Raw genomic sequence first — 24,667 nt, forward strand, 5'->3', positions numbered from 1 at the left:
AGTTAGGTATTGCGGTTTTAATGTTGTGGCAAGCCCATGATCGTACTCACTTCTTCACTAAGTCTTTGCAGGGGTTTTGCGGTGAATAAGGTTTGTGCCAGCAGGATATGTCTGGTTTTATTATCTTTTCTCATGACCATAATGGCCTGAACCATGACGGTGATAAAATAGCTTTTTTGTTTTGCGATGAGAAAATGGTCAAAATCATCAAAGCTATAGTTAGCCGGAGCGCTGAAGAAAAAACGTTTACGCTGTATTTCCCGGTTTTGGCTATCGAAAATAATAGCGCCAGTTGTACGCAGGATGCACATGAGACCTATAAAAGCAAATAATGCGATATATAAAAATGTCGCCTTGCTGGTGCTATACATCAAAATGGCTATTATGGCTGCAATACAGCCAAAAGCAAGGGTATATAAAAGTCCCTTTTGTATTTTTAGGTTATAAGTATTTCCTTCTTGTTCGAAGTATTTAAATGCTTCCATTTTTATGATTATCTGCAGTATAATATATGCTTCAGTTCCTATACCATCCGTTTTAAGGTATAACTTTAAGTTTAATCCTTGGCTAATATTAAAAACATGCGGTGATGGCAAATACCATCACCATTTGCATGACATTTTAAATTTTGAGGCGCATAAACTTCTTATTAATATTTACCAACAAATGAAGACTTGTCTTCAAACCATTTACCAATAAATGGAACAGGTTTTAGAGCGCCATTGGCCGCATTGATGATTCCAATGATCCAAAGGATGATAAATGCATAACCCACAAATCCTAAAAAGGATAAGCTAGGTACTATTCCGGCAATAATGGTAAAGGCGATGTTGAAAATAATACTTACAATGGCAAGGCCTAACGACTGTCTTAAGTGATATTTAAGCAAAGCATCAGCTTTATCTTTTCCGACAAAATAAGCGACTAACCAACCAATAAGGGTGATGTAAGAAACGATTGAAAGGGTTTTGTTGTCCATGATTTCTGTTTTTTTAGGTTGAAAAATTATTGAGGTCAAATTTGGGGCAAACCATCATCATCTAAAAGAATCTGCCAACTACAGAGCATCTACAATGTTTTTAAAAACGTCTACAATACATCTACAATTTAATTTAATGATCTGAAATTCAGTTTTTTATGATGTTTTATGGTTTTCGGATTTTGTCTGCAATTAGTATCCAACTCCAATCTTTATGTTAATTTTAGCCAATGAAACATCAATATTTTAAAAAGATATTTCTCTTAACTGGTATTTGCATTAGTTATTTTATAACGAATGCACAAACTTTATTGGACAGTACTGCGATTAATAACCTAAGCGATAAAGATAAGCCGGCATTGCTAACGCAGCTTGCAGAGCGAAGTAGAATTAATGGCGATTATAAAGCAGCGATACGAAAGGCTCAACAGAGTGCAGCTTTAGCTTTAAAATTTAAAAATGTAACAGAAGTTACAAAAGCCTATACCATACAGGCAAGTATATATGCCACAACAAAAGCTTTTGTTTTATCAAAAAAAGCAAGCGATAGTGCATTGTTTATCGCGCAGCAATCACGGCAGCCTGTTGCAATGGCCTACGCTTATTATGCACAGGCTTTGTTCTATAATGCGATTGATAATTCGGAGCAGATGACCAAATATTGTGGGCTTGCACTAAAGTTATTGGAAAAAACAGCAGACCCTTACCTCAGCGCCAAAATATATTACCTGCTTTATATGATCAATACCCATTGGGATGATGTTAAAAATGTAAATAAATATGCGAGGGCTGCTACCGAAAATGCATTAAAAACCACCGATTATAACCTGTTGGGCAATTGTTATACTGCTTTATCTGTTGCTGCAGATTATAATTACGCCAGCACTAAAAATGAAGTTTTTCGAGACAGTATCATTTACTATTTAAATAAGGCCCAAAACCTTTATCAGCAATATCCTAAATATGTTGCCCGCAAAACTTATGGTATAGCCTGTATCAATAGTGCAGATTATTATCTGCGTTATTTTTCTGATACCGATCAGGCTGCAAAAGCCCGTGCTATTCGCTATGCCGGAATGGCCAACGAAGTCATGAAAGGGGCCATCAATGGCGAAGAAATCAGGGCAAGCAGTTTGGGGATTTTGAGTGAATATGCCAAGAGAAATAAAAAATTTGTGATGACTGAAGCCTATCTGCAAGAAGCTTATAGCATATTAAAAACTCAAAAAGTACCTTCTTATTACACTTTAATCAATATCGTAACCGCGCTGGCTAAGTTTTATGAGCAACAGGAAAACTATGAAAAGGCCTTGGAATTTCAAAAAAAAGCAACCGAATATAACAGCAAATATTTTGATGAAAAACGGACTTTAAATGCTCAAAAATTAGAGGTACAGTACGAGGCTGAAAAAAGAAACAATGAGGTAAAGCTTTTAAAGCAACGCGAAAAATATGCGAGACAACAAAAGTACCTCTACTTCGGTATTGCCATTGCTTCCCTTTTGGGCCTTATATTTATGTTCCGTTCTTACCACTTCAGGTTAAGGTACTCTTTACAGCGCGAAAGGCAATTGCACTTAGAAAAACAGGATGCCGAACTGCTGATGAAATTCGAAAAAGAAGAGCAGGCCCGGTTAAAAGCGGAGCAGCTTTTGCTGGAAAGCCAACAGCAGCAATTGCAGAAAGAAGTAATGGCCAGTCAGTTACAGCTTGAACATAAAAAGGAAGTGCTGTTTCAGCTTAAGGAAAAACTTAGTGATAACCAAAAGCTCAACATCAATAAAATCTGGAATGAAGAACTCCTCCTGGATAATGATTTCGAAGAAGCCAAATTCCAGATCCAGCAGGTGCATCCTGAGTTTTTTTCTTTGTTAAATCAGAGAGCACAGCAGAAACTTACCCCGCTCGATTTAAAACTCTGTGCCTACCTTCATTTAAAAATGGACACCAAAAAAATTGCGCAGTTGATGCATATTGAAGCCAAAAGTGTGCGCATGAGCCGTTACCGGATAAAGCAAAAATTGGGTTTGGGTAAGGATGAAGACCTGAAACTGTTTTTACAGGATATGGGATAGTCTGCCTGCATTAATTCAGGTGGTTAACCAAATTAAACTGTTTTTGTATTTCGGCCAATTTGGTTTCTTTTTTGGTGATGAGCTTACGCATTTCCATTTTTTTGTTCAGTAATTGCCACTGTTTTGCCATCGCGCTATCGCGCATCTGTATTGTGTTTTTTTTATCCTGGCTTAGCTGCTGAAGGACGATTTCCTGTCTGTCTGAAATTTCCACCTGTTTAACTGCATCGTAATAGCTGACTGCTGCTTTCTTTAGTTCATTTCCATGTTCAATATCTTTTGTTTCCACCGCGTTTATCTCATTGATTACCTGGTTAAAAGCCTTTTCCTTGTCATCAACCGCCTGCAGGGCGCATTTAAAATTGCCATCGATTAGGCATTTTAGTTTCTTTTCATTAGGGCCGTTTTTACCCACCATGATATTAAATATATTCCTTTCTGCATGTACGAGGACTGTATTTAACTGAGCTGCCTTTTTAGACTGACAAGAGGTTAAACCAACGATGAGCAGTATTAAAAGGATATTTCGTTGTAGCATAGCCATTTCTATTTCCGGTTCAGGTCGGTAATCAATAGCGGGTTATCCTTCTTTAAGTTTTTGATCAGTTCTTCAACAGTTCCTGCAGAGGGATTTTTTTTTAGTTCTTCTACCTCGGTGTCGGTAATCCCCACCAACTGGAGAAAACTAAGTTCGCCATGAGGGGTTTCAATTTTTCCCAGTTCCGGATCCAATGCAAAAACAAAACCCGTTATCTGGGTATCAGTATTCAGTCTTATTGGTCCGTTAGCCGGGATGAAATGGTTTTCCTCAAACCATTTACCACTCGAAAATACGTATCTGGCTAAATTATTCATTACCTGAATGGCCCAGACAGGATCTTTTTCATCATCTTTAAATGGTGCTAACCTAAAGGTAAATTCAAAACCCCACCTGCTAAATTCTCCACCGGCTTTTTCTTCATTGTAATAAAGTTCGCTCATACCATAGCTGATGATGTGGCGGTGAAGGCTTTGGTGGTTACTATCATAAATACTGGCACCATCTATCGGGTCGGTGCCACCAGCTACATAATGGATTCCGCACAGCGGTGGATAATGACGGGCTTCGGTAGTGCCATAAATTTTTTCCAGTTGATGATCTATCGCCTGCCATCCGGGGCTATCATCTGGTTTAAACTGTTGTTTATATTGAGCAGTTGTCATGATCAGGTTAGTTAAGTTTTTAAAATGCTTTCAAAGATTTTGCCATTTTGCAATGTGAGCTATTACATTTTCACATCTGTAAAGCCATAACAAACTCAATTAGAGAAATTGAATTTCCTTTCAAATATGCGTCCGATTAAAGGAACTGGTTTTTCTAAACCATTATTGGCCGTTACAATTCCCAACAGCATCAATATAAATGGAAGTAATAAAATAAGGTAAAATATAAGGCCCAATGCGGGTATTATAGCCAGTATAATACTACTTAAGATACTTAAGAGAACGGAGGTAATGATAATGCCCAGTGACTGCCCCAAATGGTAATTGGCCAATGCACTTTTTTCTTTCGATTTTTTAAATTCGAGATAAGAAATAATCCATCCAATGATTGTAATGTAGGCCACTACTGCAATTGTTTTCTGTTTCATAGTTTAAATTTCTGGTAAATTGAACAATGCAAAATTACCTGAGCCTTTATGTTCTGCCAAGAAAAGAGAACCTACACTGCGACTACCAATTGCTCAAATGCCGTCTACAAGGAGACTACAAAAACCCTAAACCGGGCTTATTTCCAATTAATTGTTGTAATTCTGTACTCGTAAATGTTTCTTTTCTATTTTTGATTATGCAGCTACCACTGAAAAAATTATTAAGTATTTTATTTTTTCTTCTATTTTTTTTTAAAAGTGCCGAAGCACAAAAGATCTACATCGATTCTTTAAACCATTTGCTGGCACAGAAAAGCATTTCAAAAGAAGAAAAGGCAAATATATACTGCAGGCTGGCCAAGGCTAATTTCGAAAAAAAACTTCCGCTTTCCTTTCAACAGGCCAATGAGGCCCTTAAGGTTGCAGAAGGGCTAAGGGATGGGAAAAGTAAAGCCATGGCCTATGCCACACTCGTACATTTATATGTATGGAAAAAAGACCTTAAAAGCGCTTATGCAAGTTTAGATAGTGCCCAACATTATGCTCAAAAAACAAAAGACCGTATGGCATTGGGCTTTGTTTGGTTTAGAAGTGGTTGGTTAGACCTGGTGAACGATGAGAACGATAAGTCGGTCCCCAAGCTGCTTAAAGCACTTGATTTTTTTAAAGATCAGCATGCTGATGATTACGAAAGTACCATATATCACTATCTGGCCAGTTTTTATGGATATGGCAATGATCCGTCAAAACAGCAGAAATACGCCGGTTTATGTTACTTAAGTGCATCGAAAAGTAAACAGGTTGACCTGTTAAATAATGCTTATTTTACGATTGGGCAAAGTTATTTCGACCGTTTTAAGCTGGATACATTAAAACGTAATCTGCTCGACTCGACTTTGTTTATGTATAAAAAGTCGATTCGACTCTCGAAAGAGCAGGCCGGCCGTATGCTTACCTACAGCAATACGGCTGCAGCAGCTTTAAATATTGCCAATACCTATTTTCAATATTTTCCGGCATCTTATCGCGATAGTGCCGAAAAATATGTCGATATCGCTATTGGAATTGCGACGAATACAAATTTACTGGAGGTTTTACTCAATTGCTATGGATTAAAGAGCGAATATGCTTTGCGCGACGGAAATTATGACCAAGCAGAAAAAATACTCCTCACCGGATTGGATAAAATTTCTGGTGTGGTTGTGAAAATGCCATTAACGCAGGCCAGGATATACCAGGGACTTGCCAATATTGCCGAAAAAAAAGGTAATCAGCAGGCAGCCTTAAATTATTTAAAGCAGTATTTCAATTATTATAAAAAAGCTTTTGATGAAGAAAAAATAAACAGCACCGTCAGGATAGAGGCGCAGTATCAATCGCAGAAAAAAGAGCAGGAGATAGCCTATTTACAGCAGCAAGCCAGGTATACCAAAAAACTAAATGTTTTTTATATTATTTCGGGATTAACGGGGATTGCCGCATTGCTTTTATTGCTGATGTCTTACAATTATAAGCTCAAAGCATCGATCAGGAAACAAGAGCTGATTGATCAGCAAAAAAAGGCTGTTGAGTTAAGGGCACAGTTAAAAGAGGCAGAAGCGATCCAACTTCAAACCGAGCAGGTTTTGCTCAAAGAGCGGCAGGAGCGTTTGGAGAAAGAAGTGTTAGCAGGTAATTTACAGATTGAAGAAAAGAATGAACTGCTGGAACTTATACCGGAAAAGGTAAACCCTGAAAGCCACCTTTCTGTTGATGAGCAGATTAAACGGATTGTGAACCAACAGAAAAAGATGGATAAAGTATTTGAAGCACATAAGACAGATTTTTTTGAAACCAATCCTGCTTTTTTTGAACGCCTGCAGGAAAAAGCAAACCACGCACTTACCAGGCTCGATCTAAAATACTGCTCCTATATGCTAATGGGTTTGAGTAATAAAGAGGTTTCTGTTCGTTTAGGTATCGAACCTAAAAGTGTGCGCATGAGCCGTTACCGGATTAAACAAAAGTTGGGTTTGGGCAAAGAAGAAGATTTGAATCTATTCTTACAGCAGTTAGGGTAATCCTGTTGATTATCATTAAATGAAATCTGGTTCAAATATAAATGATCACAAGACGAAAGTATATGTAATTAATTACCTTTCGTGCTGTTTAAAAAAGCCTACACTTATGCTATTGGCAACAAGACTACTTATTTTGATAGAGTAAACATATCAAAACTATAGTTGCACGGAATCGTTTACTCTATATTATTAAACCGCGGTGCTGATGAAGAGATTCTTACATTTTTGTGCTCTTGTGGAGAAGAGAACTTATAAAACAAAAGCCAATAAGTGATGGCCATAATCAACATACCTAAGAGCGCACTGATTACATCATTCCTTTTCATACCGCCATTGTAACAAAAACAATGCCGACCAAAACAAACTTGTAAAATAAATGGTTTTTTTTGGATGATATTTAGGGGAACCTGTTTTTTTAAAAAATTGAGAAAGAGTCTTTCTCTACCAGTTTACAAGCAGCATTATACTTTAAACTGTTTTGGTAGGTCTGCTGATGCAGTATAGGATGATGTAACCTCCGGTAGGTAGGCCTTCTTTCCCGACCGGACAAATTTAGACACTCCTAATTCTTTCAATTACTAAATATAAATACTGAAAAGCCTAACTACGATCAACACCGTCAATAATACGCCCTAACCGTTCCGCTACTGTGGTATCTCTTTCAATTTTTATAACCGGGCAGTTTACAGCTTCCAGCCAGCTTTCGTGAATACCGATATTCCGGCCCGTAAAAGAACGGTCATCATATTTTGATGCCCAATCTATAAACTCTATAAACAATTTGTGCCGCAATGGATCATCATAAATATTGTTCCCGTACCGTTCTACTTCTCTTTTTACCAGGCGCTCCATCCTGATTTCTTTTGGCAGGTAAAGAAAAACTGCAAGGTCGAACATTTGTTTCCATTCCTCGCCCCAGCTGACCAGCGAGCCGCTTACAATGTAGCTTTCTGTTTGGCTTAACGCATTCTTAAGCATTTGGTTCCGTGTTACAGCATCTCTTTTTATTGTATAGGGGATAGCTGATTTCTCCCAGAAAAAGCGATCCGTATCAAAAAAGGGGATATTTAATGCTGCAGATAAAGCCTCGGCCAGTGTTGTGGCCCCCGCACAGGATGCACCCAGGATATGAATTTTCATGGTATAAAGATATTGCAAAATGATTTATTAAAGCTTAGAACTTAGAACCGATAAAATTTCTATCCTTTGATGTATCCTTCTCTAAATATCTTCACTACGTTAGGTAAGTTTTATTACCTAGCCCGGGCAAGGCCTTACTTGTGCTTCCATGACAATTATGGTTCACATTATAAAAATCTAAAACGCCTAAAAATTTTTTTGATCAAACAACGGAAATAACGGTCCAATTTTATCTTTCATCAATCCTTTCTTATTAAAAAACGAGATCTGGGAATCTTAGTTGCTCGCCGCATGTAGTTGAAAATCATTAAAATAGCTGATGCTGGTCATATTTTTAACATTGGTTTTTTGCAAACTTTATGCTTAATAAACAGCGCGTAATATGAAAAAGATCCTGGTACCTGTTGATTTCTCTTTAACAGCAGAGAACGCAGCAAATTATGCAACTGATTTAGCCTTTAATATCGGGGCAAGGTTAGAACTATTCCATGTTTTTCAACTTCCTGTGGTATCTCCGGTTGCAGCGTCGCTGGTATGGCCTGCTGAAGCGTACAGCCAGATGGAAGATGACGCTAAAAAAGCACTGGAGAAATTGCTTCATAAGATCGAAAAGAAATACGAAGCCGCCTATCACGATTACAGCCTTAAACCAGAAGTGTACGCTAAAGTTGTTTATGGAGAAGTGGATGATGAGGTTTATAAATATTTTACCGAATGTAAAATGAACCTTGTTATAATGGGATTGAACAGTGCAAGCAAGTTCTCCAAGATTTTAATCGGTAGTAATGCCAGAAAAATGATTGAGCGCCATATACCGCTTTTGCTCATCCCAGGTACTTATCTGTTTAAGAAACCAAAAAAAATTGCTTTCGCTACCGATTTTAGCCATAGTGACATCTCTGTTTTATGTGCGCTTGCCGAATTTGCAAAAACTTTAAATGCCGATATACTCATTATGCATACCGGGCATCCAGCCTCAGATCAGGCAGGTTACAAACAAAAAACTGAAGATTTTTTAAACCGGGTTGCCGATAGGGTCAACTATAGAAATATTTACCACAGGCAGGTGAACAGCGAGCGGGTTAAAGATGGCCTGGACTGGATCGTAGAAAATGGCCAGATCGATATGCTGGTAATGGTACACCGTAAACAAGGATTTTTTTATCGCCTGTTTAATGGTAGCTATACACTGACCATGTCTGATCGTATTCAGATCCCGCTTCTGGTTTTACCACCTGAACACCGCATACCGATGTAAAGCCTGGTGAGTTTTTAAAACTTAATTGTACAATCTATTCCTAAACAAAAAATATGTATCCTAAAACAATGAAAGCCGCTGTTGTCCATCAATATGGAGGACCGCTGGCCATAGAAGAACTTAAGGTCAGACCGCTCAATCAATATGAGATCCTGGTCAAAGTAATTTCATGTGGTGTATGCCATACCGACCTGCACGCCTGTAATGGAGACTGGCCGGTAAAATCAAAAATGCCATTGGTACCTGGTCACGAAGCTATTGGTTTGGTGGCCGCCATGGGGCATGATGTTAAAAGTGTTAAAGAGGGTGATGTAGTTGGCGTTCCATGGTTGTACAGTGCCTGTGGTTGTTGCGACTTTTGTTTAACAGGTTGGGAAACATTATGTTATGAACAGCAAAATGGTGGTTATAGCGTTGATGGCGGTTTCGCAGAATATGTAATTGCCGATTCAAGGTATGTTGCCCATTTCCCTTCACACGTAAATTTTGCAGAAATGGCACCGATTATCTGTGCAGGAGTTACCGTTTATAAAGGATTAAAGGAAACCGAAGTAAAAGCAGGCGAATGGGTTGCCATATCGGGCATTGGCGGATTAGGCCATTTAGGCGTTCAGTATGCAAAAGCCATGGGTTTACAGGTTGCTGCAATTGATGTTTCAAACGATAAGTTGGAAATGGCCAGAAAACTGGGTGCCGATATTGTGGTTAACGCACTTGAACAGGACCCTGGCGAATTTCTTAAAAAACAAACCGGGGGAATGCACGGCGTATTGGTTACAGCAGTATCGCCGATCGCTTTTAGTCAGGGGCTTTCCGCATTGCGCAGAAAAGGCACTTTGTCGCTAAATGGGCTGCCTCCAGGTAGTTTTGACCTTCCCATATTTGATACTGTGTTAAACAGGATTACGATCAGGGGTTCTATTGTAGGAACGAGAAAAGACATGCAGGAGGCTATCGAATTCGCTGTGGATGGCAAGGTGAGGGCACAGATTAAATCCGCCAAACTGGAAGACATCAACGCCGTATTTGAACAGATGAAAATGGGGGAGATTGAGGGAAGGGTGGTTTTAGACATTTCGGAAACGCAGTAGTAATAAATGTTCAACATTAATTTTTTGAAAATGTTAGGGAAACTAGAAGAACAGGAAGTTGAAAAGCTCCTTAAAGAGCAATACATAGGCCGTTTAGGCTGCCACGCCCATGGGGTGAGTTACATTGTGCCTATTAATTATGTGTACCGCAACGGTACAGTTTATGCCCATTCTGCTCCCGGACAAAAAATCAGGATGATGAGAAGCAACCCACAGGTCTGTTTCCAGATTGACCAGATCCGTGACACCTTCAACTGGAAAAGTGTAGTGTGCTGGGGCAAATTTGAAGAAATTACCGATACTTCAGAAAAGCAAAACGTTTTGCAGGGCATTATCCACCGGATGATGCCCTTGACCAATACACCATCAGAGCAGCCATCGCATGGCACAGGCAAAACAGATACGCATGATGAAGAAATGATTGTGTTCAAAATTGTACTGCACCTAAAAACGGGGAGATTTGAGGTTAATGACAGGAGTAATTGATCCGTTTAAAAGAATATCCTCCGCATTCGAATTTAGAACAGGATGTTTAAATAAAAAAAGCCTGAAATCTGCGATTTCAGGCTTTCGGTTTTTTGGCGGAGAGCGAGGGATTCGAACCCCCGGACCTGTTACAGTCAACAGTTTTCAAGACTGCCGCATTCGACCACTCTGCCAGCTCTCCGCTGCAAAAGTAGGAATTTGGCGTTAATCTGCAAACCTTTTCCGGTCAAATATTTTAATTAATATTTTAAGTCTTGCTAATCATTTAGTTAGGATGGATAAAAAAATGAAAAAGCATCCATAAACCGCCATTTTATGCTGTTGATAGTCACAATCGGGGCTGATTAATCCCGGCTAAATTGCTTCTCTAGCATGAATTTTCTGTCGTTCAACCGATAAATACCCATTTCCTTCAATGGCAAAACAGATTAATCCGGCCAGTACCGAAATCGAAATCCAGAATTCGGAGTAGGGTTTAAAAATTCCGCCGGAAATATTGATGAAAAATACGGCACCGATCAGTATAGGCAAATTAATCAGGCAAAATGTACGTGTGTAGGTACCTAGTGTGATGGCCAAACCGCCAATAATATGTAAAACGATAATGAAGTGTGCCAGCAAGCTGATGCTGATCGCCGTACCCAAGAAGGCTCCCCGCATTAAATTACTAAAGGCTTGCATATTGATATAAAAATCAATGCCTTTCCACATTAAAACGAGCCCTAATAAGATTCTGAAAAAATCAAGCCATTTTGGGTGGTGATGATCGCCCCAGTTTTCGATTTTCTTAAGCATGTTCATAACTTCTATATTTAGTTATAACAATTTAAGCATAATAAAGGATAATAACAATGGCTAGCTAAATGTTTGATGTTGAGATGAAAAATGACGCACTTTCACAGATATGCCTTACAAAAGAGTCGTCTGGACTGAAGCCTAGTCCCGGACGTTCGGGAGAAAGCTGCCTATTTAGAATTAGCTTCGCTGAGCACTAAGTGGTTCTCGGCTGAAAAGCCTTCTCGTAATTGACGATTATCTGCGCTTAATAACCTCTTAAAATGACCCCTTCTTCTTTTCTGCTATCCTGCTGTTCAAATAATCAGTAGGCGACATGCCGAACTGTTTGGCAAAATTCCGTCCGAAATGTGATTGCGAGCTATAACCCACCAATTCTGAAATTTCGTAAATTTTCAATAGCCCTTCGTTTAGCAGTTCCGCAGCTTTTTTCAGACGGGCCAAATTAATCAGCTCATTCGGACTCAGGTTAGAAATGGATTTGATTTTTCGATAGAGTGTTGGCCGGCTCATGTTCATTTTTTCTGCCAGTTGTTCTACATCCAGATCCTGATTACTGATGTTCTGGTTAATGGTATCCTGCAATTTTTCCAGAAAAGACTCATCTGCCTTCGAATAGGCCATGCTTTTCAGGTGAAGGAGGGGGGAGCTGGAGAAATACTCCTTAATTTTGTTCCTGTTTTTAAGCAGACTGGCAATCTGCACCTGTAAAAATTCGGGCGAAAAGGGCTTTTCTACATAGGCATCGGCGCCAAGCTCTAAACCTTCAATTTTAGATTGTAGTGAATTTTTTGCGGTAAGCAGGATTACGGGGATATGGCTGAACTCCAGGGTCGATTTTACTTTTGCACAAAATTCAAAGCCGTCCATTTCGGGCATCATCACATCGCTGATGATGAGCTGAACGATTTCACGTTGTAAGATTTCCATAGCTTCAACGCCGTTTCTCGCCTGTATTACGTGGTATTTTTCATCCAGATCATCCGAAATGAAATCGAGAATATCTTCGTTGTCATCAACCAATAACACAACAGATCTGTCCATATCTTCCGTATCTTTTATGATCAATGTGCCTATAATTTCTTCCATTTTCCGTTCAGGTTAAATTCTATAAGTTGGTGGATAGGCAGTGCTAATACAAATATATTAAAATCACCATCATTAAAATCTAAATAAAGTTTACCTCGATGCAGTTGCGCAAGTGATTTCGAAATCGATAAACCTATTCCCGTTCCCGCCTTTATTTCGGTTTCCTTACCCCGAAAAAAAGGTTCAAATATTTTATCCTTAATCTCTTTGGCGATTCTGTTCCCATCGTTTTTAACCATCACCACAAACTTATCGTCATCCTGCAATGATAAGTGAATTTGTACACTAGCTTTCCCGTATTTTAGGGCATTGTCTACCAAATTGCTGATAATTTTATAAAAAGCTTCCATATCAATATAGGCATGGATTTTTTGTTCGGGTAAATGAAGATGGTATTTGATTTCCTGCTGTTCTGCTGCAGGCTGGAACTGTAAAAATATATCTTTTAAAATTTCGGAAATATCGGCTTTTACAAAATTTAATGAAAATTCGCTGGTTTCTGTTTTTCTGAAATCCAATAGCTGGTTGGTTAATTTGAGTAACCTGTCGGTGTTTCGACCCATAATTCTTAAATTTTTTTCTATTGCAGGTACAGCAGCGGCTTGTTTAATCAGTTTCTCCATCGGTCCGATAATTAAGGTGAGCGGTGTTCTGATTTCGTGTGCAACATTGGTAAAAAATTCAATCTTGGCCTGATAAACTTCTTTTTGTTTTTCATGCTCAAAAACTTCCATTCTCCGGCTGTTTTTTAGCGCAATTTTTCGGTGGTAACTCCGTACCACAAAAAAAACAATTCCGCTTGTAGCGATTAAATAAAGGAGATAAGCCAGGGAACTGAGGTAAAAAGGAGGACGTATTTTGATCAGAAGTTTAATATTTTTGGTGCTCCAGGTGTTGCTTCCTTCAACCAAGGCTTTTACTTCAAAAATGTAACTGCCCGGGGCAAGTTTGGTAAAATAAACCTTGCGGTTGGTTTTTAAATATTCCCAGTTTTTATAAAGCCCGGTCATTTTATAAGCATACTCTGTCATTTCTGGCGATAGGTAGCTTAAGGCCGCAAAATCGATACTAAATGATGATTGATTGTAGTTCAGTTCGATGGTATCAGCATAAACGATCGATCTGTTGGTAACCGAATCTTTTCCGTTTAAACCTATTTCCGAACCGTTAACCTGAAACCCGGTTAAAAATACTGGCGGAGTATATTTTGTGGCCTTTAAATTAGCCGGATTAAAGCTTACCAGTCCTTTTACGCTTCCAAAATAGGTTTGGCCATTTTCATCCTGGTAAGCAGAACTGTAGTTGAACTGGTCGGTAAGTAGTCCGTTTGCTTTTCCATAGGTTTTGCTTAAACCTGTAGCGGGATCAAAATGGATAAGCCCTCTGGTACTGCTGATCCAAAATTTATTTAAGGTATCTTCCTCAATGCGGAACAGGTAATTACTTGGAAAACCATTTTTTATACCATAGCGCTTAAACTGATGTGTCAGCTGATCAAACCTGCAAAGCCCTCCGCCATCGGTAGTTACCCAGATGTGATTTTTGCTGTCTTCAAAAATACTATTTACGGAATTATGGCTTAAACTTTTTGCATCCTTTGGGATATTCCGGTAGTTTACATAACCAGGTTTGGATAAATTAAATTGAAATACCCCATCGTTAAAGCTACCTGCCCAAATATTGCCTTTACTATCTTCCATAACCGAATCGTAAAAGATAAAAGGAAGGCCTGTAATGGCGTCAAAATCATCTTTCTTGCGGTTATAACGGTAAATTCCGTTAATGGTTCCAACTAAAATTTCGCCCGAACGCGTTTTACAAAAAGTAACGATGAAATTGGTGCGCAGGGCATTTCCAACGCCAGCCTGGTAATGTTTAACTACCTTTTCTGTTTTCAGGTCTAAAATATCCAATCCATGTTCAAAAGTACCAATCCAGAGTTTATTGCCATCAACCAATAAACCGTGGATATTGGAATAAGCAATGCTGCCGGGTTTTCCATCGGGCAAAAAATGCTTAAATAGTCCTGTTTTGATGTCCAGTTTATTTAGTCCGGCATCTTCCGTACCGATCCATAAATTACCAGCCCGATCTTTTGTAATTTCCCTCACATCGCTTCCGCTGATCGAATTTGCGCCGTTTTGCGGAAAATATTTGGTAAACAGTGAAGTATGGCTCGAGTAATAATTTACTCCTCCAAAGTAGGTGCCGGCCCAAACTCCCCCTTCACGGTCTACACAAATGGTATAAACCGCATTATCGCTTAAGGAATAATCGTTATTGTATTGCTTTTTGAGGTGGACAATTGCTCCAGTTATATCATTATAAATGTAAATGCCGGATTCTGTGGCAATCCAAAACTCGTGTGCCCCTGTTTTTTTAATATCCCGGACAAAGATTGGCGTTTGGTCGTCATTTAATCTGATTATATTTTTTGAGGTTAAGGTAACCGGATTAAAAAGCTTAACCCCCTGATTAGTCGTGCCAACCAATAAATTTCCATCTTCAGTTTCTGCTATTCTGGATACCCATCCGTACTCTGCTTTGGCATTTTTTCCATTAATATTAAACTGCCGGAAATGATTCGTTTTGGGATTGTACTTTTCCAGCGTTCCCTTTCCGGTACTGATCCATACACTGCCATCTTTTAAAATGGTTACCAGTGAGGCATCGAACGGTGCATTATGGCGAAAAGACTGTATTTTCCTGGTACGCTTTTGATATAAATATATCTTAAATGAAGATAAAATCCATAAATTTCCATGCAGATCGCTCGCCAGATCTGTAATCCGCATCCCTTTAGTTGCTGCAATCATGGCGAAGCTTTCTTTTTTTGGATTGTATTGATACACACCGTTATTTGTACCAACCCAAAGTGTTTGTTCGTGATCGTGGTGAAGGGCAGAAATCAGATCGTTGCCCAAACTACCAGCTTTTTCGGTATCGTGGCGATAGGTTTTAAAAGCATAACCATCAAACCGGTTCAGCCCATCTTTAGTGCCAAACCACATAAAGCCATTTCCGTCCTGCACACTGCAAAAGGCCGTATTATTAGAAAGCCCGTTTTCTACCTGGTAATGTCTGAAATAGTAAGGCTGCGCCCAAAGCAGGTTGGCCGAAAGTAACAGACATACAAGGATGATGAGTTTTTTCAAGAGATATTGGTCAGTAGCTTCAAATATATTAAAGAAATGTTTTGCTTTCATGCTAATTTGAATTTGAGCCAATATGTAGCAAGATTGAGACGAATCGGTTTGTATCTGCAATCATTTACCACGTTAATAAACTTGAAAATTGCTAACCGATAACTGCCAACTGAAAACTGCCAACTGAAAACTGCCAACTGAAAATTACCAACTGAAAACTGCCAATTGACGAGGGCGTTGCCCAATTCCGTGAAATACGGCAAAGGGTCGGACTTTTTCAGGGCTGCGCTTCGCTCCGGTACCGATGAAAGATCGGTACTTGACCCTTACAATCCCTAACGCAAAACCGAGCAGAACAACCAGCGGGAGTATGCAATCTTAAGCACGACTGACCGATGTTAAATAACCCCCCGCCTGCAACGGGCAAGTAATAGAACGGATAGCCCGGAGCGAAGCATGAGTGAGGACTAAGCGGCCCAGACGCGCCGGCCCCATCATTTCCAAAAAAACTGTTGCCATTAAAATCCTAAGCAGCGCTCAGGATGATGCATTGAGCGGCATTTCCGGTGTTGCTGAGCCTCCGTGGCTAAACAGGTTCCTTCAAACAAATCGAGACAAAATGGAGAAATATTGATACAAATCCGTATCCCGTGCTAATGCTAAAAACCGAATCTTTGGAAAGAATTAAATCGTACTAAAACCATTTACTTCTAGTTATAACCAAATCTCTAACCAAATATGAAAAGAAGTTTATTCTCCTGTTACGGCTTTTTAAGCCCGGATTGGTACTTGCTTCAAAAGCTGTTTTTGAAAAGCAAAATCCGCTCTGCTATTTTAACCTCAATTACCTTACTCTTATTTTCATTTCAGCTTATTGCACAGGAACAAGCTACTGTTACGGGTACTGTGACCGACGAAAAAGGCGAAACGGTTGTGGGTGCCAGCATTAAAATTAAGGGCACCAGTACGGGGGCAACTACTGATGCTGATGGAAAATTTAAAATCCAGGTGGCCGATAAAAATGCGACCCTGATTTTTATTTATGTAGGTTACACCAATCAGGAAATTGCACTGGCAGGGCGTTCACAAATTAATGTTAAACTTAAACCTTCCAATAACGATCTCAGCGAAGTGGTGGTTGTGGGTTACAACACACAGAAAAAGGAAGCTATAACAGGGGCCATATCCTCCATCAGCAGTAAAGACCTTGAAAAAGTACACGGTGGCTCAACCGTGAGTACGGGACTTGCTGGTAAACTGCCTGGCGTATCGTTCAGGATGCCTGATGGCAGACCTGGATCGAGTGCCAACATCCAGATCCGTAATATGGGCAATCCGTTATATGTTATAGACGGGATTCAGCAGGATGCCGGTCAGTTTAATAATATCTCTCCCAATGATATCGAAACCATCAGTGTACTAAAAGATGCTTCGGCCGCTATTTATGGTAGCAGGGCCGCTAATGGGGTAATTTTGGTCACCACTAAAAGAGGTAAAAACAGTACACGGAATACCTTTAGTGTTGATGCTTATACCGGATGGCAGAACTGGGTACGTTTCCCGGAAACAACCGATGCTTACCAATGGATGTTAGGAAAGGCTACTGCAGAATTGAATCAGAATGGTAAAACTGATATTACCCAGGCTGAACTGGATAAATGGAAAGCAGGAACAGAATATGGTTATCAGAGCCAGAACTGGAAAGATATCATCATTGCGCCCAATGCACCACAATCTTCTATTAATTTAAGTGCTTCAGGGGGCAGCGATAAAGTAAATTATTATTTTTCGGGCACACACTTAGATCAGAAAGGGGTGTACGGAAAGGCAAGGGAGTTCGATTTTAACCGAACCAATATCCAGAGTAATATCGAGGCTAAAATAACCGACCGTTTTAAGGTGGGTATGCTCATTAATGGCCGTATAGAAAGCCGCGACCAGCCGGGCGTACCAGGTGGAGATGATTACTGGGCTGCCCGTTTTGCGTTATTGAGAAACAGGCCAACAGAACAGGCCTATGCCAATGGCAATCCTGATTACCCTAATGATATTGGGCACAATACCGAACAGTTTGCGGTGCAGAGTAAAGCCTTAAGCGGATACTGGAAATCAGACTGGAGGGTTTTACAGACTAATTTATCAGCAAGTTATGATACGCCCATCAAAGGATTGGAAATTAAAGGTTTGTATTCTTATTACATCGCTGATAACGTAATCAATGGCCATGAGTATACCTACAATGTATATACTTACCATCCGGAAACTGGTGTTTATGAAGAAAAAGTGGGCAGTTCTAATCCTTACAGGGAACGCAGGAACGAAAAGATATACACTAATACCTATCAGTTACAGGCCAACTATAACCGTACTTTTGGTAAACACACCATTGGTGGTGTTTTGGTAGCAGAACGTTTAGATCGTTTTAGAACCTATACTTTCCAGCATGCCGTACCACAAACCAATATTTTGCCTGTTTTGCAGTTTGCAGATATGGACGGACAGGATTTTGCCGACATCCAGGAAGAAGAGGCCCGTATTGGTTACGTAGCCAGGATCAACTATAATTACGACAACAAATACTATTTAGAACTTTCTGGTCGCAGAGATGCCTCATGGAAGTTTGCACCAGACAGGCGTGTAGGTTATTTTCCTTCGGCATCAATCGGTTGGAGAATTACCCAGGAGAAATTTATGAAATCGCTTTTAGGTGAAAGCACGGTCTTAAATGATTTGAAACTCCGGGCTTCGTACGGTGTACTTGGAGATGATGATCTGGGGATTGATCCTTTTGCTTACATTCCGGGATATCGCTACAACCAGGGTTCTGTGATTTTGGACGGAAAAAATATTACCACTTCTAGGGATAAGGGCCCCGTGATCAATAACCTTACCTGGTTTAAGAGCAAAATTACCGATATAGGTCTTGATTTTTCATTGTTCAACAGTAAACTTAGCGGAACTGCCGACTATTTTTATAGAAAACGTACCGGTTTAAAGCAGGTTAAAAATGATGTACTGGTACCCATCGAACTGGGGTATCCACTGGCCGCAGAAAACCTGGAAAGCGATGCGCAGTTCGGGGCTGAATTTGCGTTGAATTACAGGGATAAGATCGGGGAATTCAACTACAACGTTGGTGGGAATATCTCCATCAGTCGCAGGAAATTTTTAGATCAGTATAAGCCACGTTATGGCAACTCATGGGACAATTACAGAAACAGCTATAATCAGCGTTATACCGATATTTTTTGGGGATATGAAGTAACCGGACAATTCCAGAACATCGACGAGATCAATAATTATAAAGTAAATATCGACGGGCAGGGAAACCGCTCTTTATTACCAGGAGATCTAATTTATAAGGATCAAAACGGTGATGGTGTGATTAACGATCTGGATCAAAGACCGATTGGATATACCACAACAGGTCAGCCCAATATCGGCTTTGGTTTTACCATTGGTGGTTCTTACAAGAACTTTGATTTTACAGCCGATTTTTCGGGCGGTGCCATGTACTCCTGGAACCAAAACTGGGAACAACGCTGGGCATTTCAGAATACGGGAGCTTTATTGCAGAACTTTGCTGATGACAGCTGGCATCGTGCCAATCCATATGACCTGAACAGCGCATGGATCCCTGGGAAATACCCTGCATTGCGCTTTAATGATGGAGGACACAGTAACTACAACAAAAACTCCACCTTCTGGCTACATAATGTGAGGTATCTGCGCGCCCGTACGCTTGAGATTGGTTATACCCTACCTAAAAGATGGGCTGAGAAAATCAAGATCCAGAATGCAAGGGTTTATGTAAACGGATACAACCTGTTTTCTATCGATAACCTGAGTGATTATGGTGTAGATCCGGAAATTGCAGATGATAACGGCTTACAATATCCACAGAACAAGTTCTTTAATATCGGTCTTAAATTAACGCTGTAACATGAAAAAGACTAATCAGATGAAAAAAATTATATACGCATTTGCTGCCATTGCCTTTCTGAGTTTTGCGCAGTCTTGTAAAAAAGATTCAGCATTTTTAGATAAACAACCTACCAGTACACTGCCTATTGATGCCGTATGGAAAGATCCTAATTTGGTACTCACCGTTGTGGGTGATCTTTACGATCGTTATCCGGATTACCAGACCATTGAAGCCTGGTGGACTTTTACTGATTTTGACGAAGGTTTTGCCTCCGCTAGTGGCGACTATTTTCGCCACCAGAATTTAGAGTATGGTTATGATGCCTGGAGATATTGGGATATGGGAGTTTACGGTTATATCCGCGACCTGAATATGTTTATTAAACGTGGGCAGGAATCTACCGCTTTGAAAGCAGAAGACCGCGACCGTTTCCTGGCAGAAGCGCGTTTTATCAGGGCTGGGGTATATTTCGAAATGGTAAAAAGAATGGGCGGTGTGCCGCTGATCACCACCGTTTTAGATTATGATTACAGCGGCGACCCGAGCTACCTTCAGTTTCCAAGGGCAAAAGAAACCGAAATTTATGATTTTGTGATTGCTGAACTGGAAGCCGTAAAAAACATACTGCCTGATAACCCGACTGTACAGAGCAGGGCTACAAAAGCTGCGGCATTGGCCATGGAGTCAAGAGCGGCTTTATATGCAGGTTCAATTGCCAGATACAGCAACTCGCAATTAACCTTGCCTGGTGGCGAGGTGGGCATATCTTCAAGCCTGGCCAACGGTTATTTTACCAAAGCATTAGCTGCTGCCAAAGAAATTATCGATGGTGGTAAATATTCATTGTACAAAAAGAACCCTAATTTGTCTGAAAATTTTGCCGCGCTATTTACCGATAAAGGCAGCAATCCTGAAGTAATTTTTGCGAAAGATTTTAAGTTAAAAACCAATAAGGTTCATGGTTTTACCATTGATAATCAACCACGTTCTTCAGCCGAAGAAGCGCAGGGCGGGCGTTTAAACCCATCCTTAAATCTGGTACAGTCATTCGAAAAACTGGATAATACCTATGCTTCTATGGCTTCGGTTGATGGAAATGGTAACCCGGTATATTATACTAATATCACTGATATTTTTGCAGGTCGTGATGCACGTTTGGCTGGAACGGTGATTCTTCCGGGAACACAGTTTAAAGGCAAAACCGTTGATATCTGGGCTGGATATCAATTGGCTAATGGTACAATCATTACCGGAGATAATTTCGGGCAGAGCAAAAGTGAGGTATTGCCAGATAATCCGGCATCTGTACAGGTAGTGGGAAGAGATGGTCCGGTTGATGGTTTGGAATTCAGTGCACAATCAGGCTTTTATGTCCGGAAATATTTAGATCCGGCAACAGGTTCCGGACAGATTGGTACCCGTAGTGATGTTTGGTGGATCCGCTACCGTTATGCCGAGGTCTTGTTAAATGCAGCCGAAGCAGCCTTCGAACTGGGCGATCCGACTACAACAGCCAATTACATCAAACAGGTAAGAGACCGTGCCGGATTAACTATTGCATTAACTCCTGCACAGGTCACTTTCGACCGTATTGTACACGAGCGTAAAGTAGAGCTCGCTTTTGAAGGACATGAACTTTGGGACATGAAACGCTGGAGACTGGCCGATAAGGTCTGGAATGGCAATAACATGTCTGCCGCCGATTTTATTAATGCCACTAATATTGGCAGCGCCACACGCACCAGTACGCAAGTATTTGGTTTGTGGCCCTACAAATATTATAATCCCGGCAGTGCTAATCATTTGAAATATATTTTTAAAGTGATCAAACCAAGCCGCGTAACCGCTGCCCACCGTTTCCGTATTGGAAATTATTACTCTTCAATCGGGCAGGATGTGCTTAACGGAAACCCTAAAATTATAAGAAACCCTAACCAATAAGCAGATATAGATATGAAAATTAGAATTTATTTCATGATGGGGGCACTCATTGCCGTACTTTTTGCTTCCTGTAAAAAAGATAATTATGATGCACCCGAAGCCGATTTTACCGGGAGGATCGTCTATAAAGGAGAACCCATCAGTGTTCAATATGGTCAGGTGAATTTTGAGCTCTGGCAGTCGGGTTTTGGTAACTACTCTGCGCTGAACGTGAATGTCAGCCAGGATGGAACCTATTCTGCCAAATTATTCAACGGAGATTATAAATTGGTTTTCTCACCAAATCAGGGGCCTTTTTTATGGAAAAAGAATGCTGCTGGTAAACAGGATACCATTGCGGTAAACATCAACGGCAGTAAAACCATGGATATCGAGGTAATACCATATTATATGATCCGCGGAGCCACGCTCACCGCTGCAGCAGGCAAAGTAAATGCTTTTTGCAGGCTCGAAAAAATCATTACTAATGCCGACGGGAAGGATATTGAAAATGTATCACTTTACATTAACAAAACACAATTTGTTGATGGCAGCAATAATATTGCTACCCAGCAGATCAGCGGTGCAGCCATCGCCGACCTCAATAGCCTGAACATGAGTGTAACGATCCCAGGCATTACACCCACGCAAAATTATGTTTTTGCCAGGATAGGGGTTAAAATTGCCGGTGTTGACGATCTGATTTTTACACCTGTAACTAAAATAGTTTTTTAAAGGCTGGATGATGATTTAGAATTGACAGACTCCAATAGAGTAATCGTCATTGCGAGGAGGAACGACGAAGCAATCTTTCATGCTAGCGATTCCGCAACAAAGATTGCTTCGTCGGCTGAAAAAGCCTTCTCGCAATGACGATACCTTGAAATATGTGATATTTTTTAATTTAATTTTTATCAGCAACCTATCTCTAGTTAAACATTGCTAATGAAACATATTTACGCCCTTTTTTTCTGCTTCTCACTCTGTTCCATTAGCAAAGAAATACTTGCAAAACCGCTAAATGATACCCTTTATATGGCCGATCCGACCATTTTTGTTGATAAAGGCAGCTATTATCTATATGGTACCAGCAGTGATGAAGGTTTTTTGGTTTATGTTTCAAAAGATCTTAAAAACTGGAAGAGAAAGTCAGAAAATAATGGTTTTGCTTTAAAAAAAGGCGAGGCTTTTGGGAGCAAAGGTTTTTGGGCGCCACAGGTATTTAAAAGAGGGAATACTTATTATATGGCTTACACCGCCGATGAACAGATAGCCATTGCACAGAGCAAAAGCCCACTGGGCCCATTTAAACAGGAAATATTAAAAGCTATTTCTGGCACGGGAAAACAGATTGATCCTTTTGTGTTTACCGATGCTGATGGGAAAAATTATCTTTATCATGTAAAACTGGCAAATGGTAACCGGATTTTTGTATCCGAACTGAAGGCCGATTTTTCGGATGTCATCCCAAATACTGCAAAGGAATGTTTATCAGGAACCGAATTTTGGGAAAATACGGCTAAAACCGATTGGCCGGTAACCGAAGGACCAACAGTTATTAAAAAGAACAATCTCTACTATCTTTTTTATTCAGCAAACGATTTCCGTAACCCTGATTATGCGGTGGGTTATGGCACTTCAAGTTCGCCTACAGGGCCCTGGATAAAATATGCAGGCAACCCGATCATCAGTAAAAAATTATTGAAAATAAACGGTACCGGCCATGGCGATTTTTTTACCGATAAAAACGGGGGGTTACAGTATGTATTCCACACCCATCATAACAATCAAAAAGTATCGCCAAGAGCTACAGCTATTATAAAAGCTGCTTTTGTGAAAGATAAAAACGGTACAGAACACATGCAGGTCAATCCGGAAAGTTTCCGCTTTTTAATGCAGGGCGCAAATTGATTGTTTTTGTAGAAATAATGAAACAAAAGAAGGCGGGTTTCAGAACAGAAATCACTTTTTTTAAAACTGGAAAAAATGAAGCGGACTGGAAAGAAAATAGCAGTCGTAAAACTTTAATAATGAATAAATTGAAACTAAAATTACTTTTTGTATTTTGCTTGTTGGCGATCGGAGAATTAAATGCACAAACATTTACCAATCCACTTTTGCCATCCGGTGCCGACCCTTATAGTTACTATAAAGATGGTTATTACTACTATACCCATACCACTGGCAACCGTGTGGATCTTTGGAAAACCAAAACCTTGGAAGGTTTAAAAGGTGCGGAGCGCAAAACCATTTGGAAAGCACCTGCCGGAACGATGTACAGTAAAGAAATATGGGCGCCTGAGGTGATGTTTTTAAGAGGAAAATGGTATGCTTATTTTGCTGCTGATGATGGCAAAAATGAAAACCATCGGATGTATGTTTTAGAAAATGCTTCAGCTGATCCGATGAAAGGGGAGTGGATATTTAAAGGCAAGGTTGCCGACCCTAGCGATAAATGGGCCATTGATGGCGATGTGATCGATTTTGATGGCCAGTTGTATATGATCTGGTCGGGATGGGAGGGAGATAAAAATGGCAAACAGGAAATTTTTATGGCCAAACTTAAAAATCCCTGGACGGTAGATGGGGAACGCGTAAAAATTTCTACCCCAAAATTCGATTGGGAAAAAAACGGAGATTTAGGCGGAGGAGAACATGTTGATGTAAACGAGGGCCCACAGTTTTTAGTGCATGGCGATAAAGTCTTCATCATTTATTCAGCCAGTGGCTGCTGGACTGATTTTTATGCCTTAGGTATGCTATCAGCATCAGCAAAAAGTAACCTGCTAGATCCTAAATCCTGGACGAAAGCCGATCAACCTGTTTTTCAGCAGTCGCCCAAAGACGGCGTTTATGCCCCAGGTCATAATTCATTTTTTAAATCGCCGGATGGCAAAGAAGATTGGATCCTATATCACGCCAATGATAAACCGGGCCAGGGCTGCGGAGGTTTCCGCTCGCCCCGGGCTCAAAAGTTCTCCTGGAATAGCGATGGAACACCAAATTTCGGAACTCCGGTAAAAGTAGGGAAGAGCTTGACATCACCATCAAACCGAAACAAAAAATAACCAG

General features: G+C 40.2%; 20 protein-coding genes and 1 tRNA gene. 10 read left to right on the forward strand and 11 right to left on the reverse strand.

What is annotated here, in order from left to right; translation table 11 throughout:
* Positions 1-17: 17 nt before the first annotated feature.
* Entirely contained in the window at positions 18-485 is a 468-nt protein-coding gene (locus ABEG20_RS01315; RefSeq protein ID WP_406825619.1) for a hypothetical protein, read from the reverse strand.
* Between the two features lie 164 nt (positions 486-649).
* Entirely contained in the window at positions 650-979 is a 330-nt protein-coding gene (locus ABEG20_RS01320; protein WP_406825620.1) for a DUF4870 domain-containing protein, read from the reverse strand.
* A 230-nt stretch (positions 980-1,209) separates the two neighbouring features.
* On the opposite strand from ABEG20_RS01320, the gene ABEG20_RS01325 reads away from it, so the two are divergent.
* Positions 1,210-3,054 (forward strand): helix-turn-helix transcriptional regulator, encoded by a 1,845-nt coding sequence (locus ABEG20_RS01325; protein WP_406825621.1) that lies wholly within the window; start codon positions 1,210-1,212, stop codon positions 3,052-3,054.
* Positions 3,055-3,064: 10 nt separating this feature from the next.
* Here the strand turns inward: ABEG20_RS01325 and ABEG20_RS01330 are convergent, their stop codons facing one another.
* The 3 genes from ABEG20_RS01330 to ABEG20_RS01340 form a co-directional block, all read right to left on the reverse strand.
* Positions 3,065-3,592, reverse strand: coding sequence for a hypothetical protein (locus tag ABEG20_RS01330; RefSeq protein ID WP_406825622.1), 528 nt, complete (start codon positions 3,590-3,592; stop codon positions 3,065-3,067).
* A gap of 8 nt (positions 3,593-3,600) precedes the next feature.
* Positions 3,601-4,257 carry a suppressor of fused domain protein gene (locus tag ABEG20_RS01335; RefSeq protein ID WP_406825623.1) on the reverse strand — a complete coding sequence of 219 codons (657 nt, stop codon included), beginning with the start codon at positions 4,255-4,257 and terminating at the stop codon, positions 3,601-3,603.
* 95 nt (positions 4,258-4,352) lie between these two features.
* Positions 4,353-4,685: a DUF4870 domain-containing protein gene (locus tag ABEG20_RS01340; RefSeq protein WP_406825624.1), complete on the reverse strand. Its 333-nt coding sequence runs from the start codon at positions 4,683-4,685 to the stop codon at positions 4,353-4,355.
* A 197-nt stretch (positions 4,686-4,882) separates the two neighbouring features.
* Between ABEG20_RS01340 and ABEG20_RS01345 the strand changes: the two genes are divergently transcribed.
* On the forward strand, positions 4,883-6,745 hold the full coding sequence (locus tag ABEG20_RS01345) for a helix-turn-helix transcriptional regulator (RefSeq protein ID WP_406825625.1): 1,863 nt from the start codon (positions 4,883-4,885) through the stop codon (positions 6,743-6,745).
* Between the two features lie 176 nt (positions 6,746-6,921).
* Here ABEG20_RS01345 and ABEG20_RS01350 read toward each other — a convergent pair whose 3' ends face one another.
* Together ABEG20_RS01350 and ABEG20_RS01355 are read right to left on the reverse strand one after the other, a co-directional pair.
* The gene (locus ABEG20_RS01350) at positions 6,922-7,071 is read right to left on the reverse strand and encodes a hypothetical protein (protein WP_406825626.1); all 150 of its coding nucleotides are present in this window, start codon (positions 7,069-7,071) and stop codon (positions 6,922-6,924) included.
* Between the two features lie 274 nt (positions 7,072-7,345).
* A complete protein-coding gene (locus ABEG20_RS01355) occupies positions 7,346-7,885 on the reverse strand; it encodes an AAA family ATPase (RefSeq protein WP_406825627.1) in 540 nt (179 codons plus the stop codon).
* A gap of 382 nt (positions 7,886-8,267) precedes the next feature.
* Here ABEG20_RS01355 and ABEG20_RS01360 point away from each other — a divergent pair, with 382 nt between their 5' ends.
* The 3 genes from ABEG20_RS01360 to ABEG20_RS01370 are packed head-to-tail and all read left to right on the forward strand — an operon-like array spanning position 8,268 to position 10,720.
* The gene (locus ABEG20_RS01360; RefSeq protein ID WP_406825628.1) at positions 8,268-9,143 is read left to right on the forward strand and encodes a universal stress protein; all 876 of its coding nucleotides are present in this window, start codon (positions 8,268-8,270) and stop codon (positions 9,141-9,143) included.
* 53 nt (positions 9,144-9,196) lie between these two features.
* The gene (adhP, locus tag ABEG20_RS01365) at positions 9,197-10,234 is read left to right on the forward strand and encodes an alcohol dehydrogenase AdhP (protein ID WP_406825629.1); all 1,038 of its coding nucleotides are present in this window, start codon (positions 9,197-9,199) and stop codon (positions 10,232-10,234) included.
* Between the two features lie 30 nt (positions 10,235-10,264).
* A complete protein-coding gene (locus ABEG20_RS01370) occupies positions 10,265-10,720 on the forward strand; it encodes a pyridoxamine 5'-phosphate oxidase family protein (RefSeq protein ID WP_406825630.1) in 456 nt (151 codons plus the stop codon).
* A 93-nt stretch (positions 10,721-10,813) separates the two neighbouring features.
* Here ABEG20_RS01370 and ABEG20_RS01375 read toward each other — a convergent pair.
* The 4 genes from ABEG20_RS01375 to ABEG20_RS01390 form a co-directional block, all read right to left on the reverse strand.
* Positions 10,814-10,901, reverse strand: a tRNA-Ser gene (locus ABEG20_RS01375).
* Between the two features lie 173 nt (positions 10,902-11,074).
* On the reverse strand, positions 11,075-11,521 hold the full coding sequence (locus ABEG20_RS01380; RefSeq protein WP_406825631.1) for a DoxX family protein: 447 nt from the start codon (positions 11,519-11,521) through the stop codon (positions 11,075-11,077).
* Between the two features lie 252 nt (positions 11,522-11,773).
* Positions 11,774-12,604, reverse strand: a complete 831-nt coding sequence (locus ABEG20_RS01385; protein WP_406825632.1) for a response regulator — start codon at positions 12,602-12,604, stop codon at positions 11,774-11,776.
* Complete coding sequence (locus ABEG20_RS01390) at positions 12,589-15,810, reverse strand: two-component regulator propeller domain-containing protein (protein WP_406825633.1); 3,222 nt, start codon at positions 15,808-15,810, stop codon at positions 12,589-12,591. The genes ABEG20_RS01385 and ABEG20_RS01390 overlap by 16 nt, the downstream gene beginning before the upstream one ends.
* 678 nt (positions 15,811-16,488) lie before the next feature.
* On the opposite strand from ABEG20_RS01390, the gene ABEG20_RS01395 reads away from it, so the two are divergent.
* The 5 genes from ABEG20_RS01395 to ABEG20_RS01415 all read left to right on the forward strand — a co-directional run bounded on the left by ABEG20_RS01395 (position 16,489) and on the right by ABEG20_RS01415 (position 24,663).
* Positions 16,489-19,692 carry a SusC/RagA family TonB-linked outer membrane protein gene (locus ABEG20_RS01395; protein ID WP_406825634.1) on the forward strand — a complete coding sequence of 1,068 codons (3,204 nt, stop codon included), beginning with the start codon at positions 16,489-16,491 and terminating at the stop codon, positions 19,690-19,692.
* Between the two features lie 19 nt (positions 19,693-19,711).
* A complete protein-coding gene (locus ABEG20_RS01400; RefSeq protein WP_406825635.1) occupies positions 19,712-21,616 on the forward strand; it encodes a RagB/SusD family nutrient uptake outer membrane protein in 1,905 nt (634 codons plus the stop codon).
* A gap of 12 nt (positions 21,617-21,628) precedes the next feature.
* The gene (locus ABEG20_RS01405) at positions 21,629-22,330 is read left to right on the forward strand and encodes a DUF3823 domain-containing protein (RefSeq protein WP_406825636.1); all 702 of its coding nucleotides are present in this window, start codon (positions 21,629-21,631) and stop codon (positions 22,328-22,330) included.
* 210 nt (positions 22,331-22,540) lie between these two features.
* Positions 22,541-23,506 carry a glycoside hydrolase family 43 protein gene (locus ABEG20_RS01410; protein WP_406825637.1) on the forward strand — a complete coding sequence of 322 codons (966 nt, stop codon included), beginning with the start codon at positions 22,541-22,543 and terminating at the stop codon, positions 23,504-23,506.
* 119 nt (positions 23,507-23,625) lie between these two features.
* Positions 23,626-24,663, forward strand: coding sequence for a family 43 glycosylhydrolase (locus ABEG20_RS01415; protein ID WP_406825638.1), 1,038 nt, complete (start codon positions 23,626-23,628; stop codon positions 24,661-24,663).
* The last annotated feature ends 4 nt before the right edge of the window (positions 24,664-24,667 follow it).

It is taken from the genome of Pedobacter sp. KACC 23697 (assembly GCF_045348445.1).
Taxonomy (GTDB): domain Bacteria; phylum Bacteroidota; class Bacteroidia; order Sphingobacteriales; family Sphingobacteriaceae; genus Pedobacter.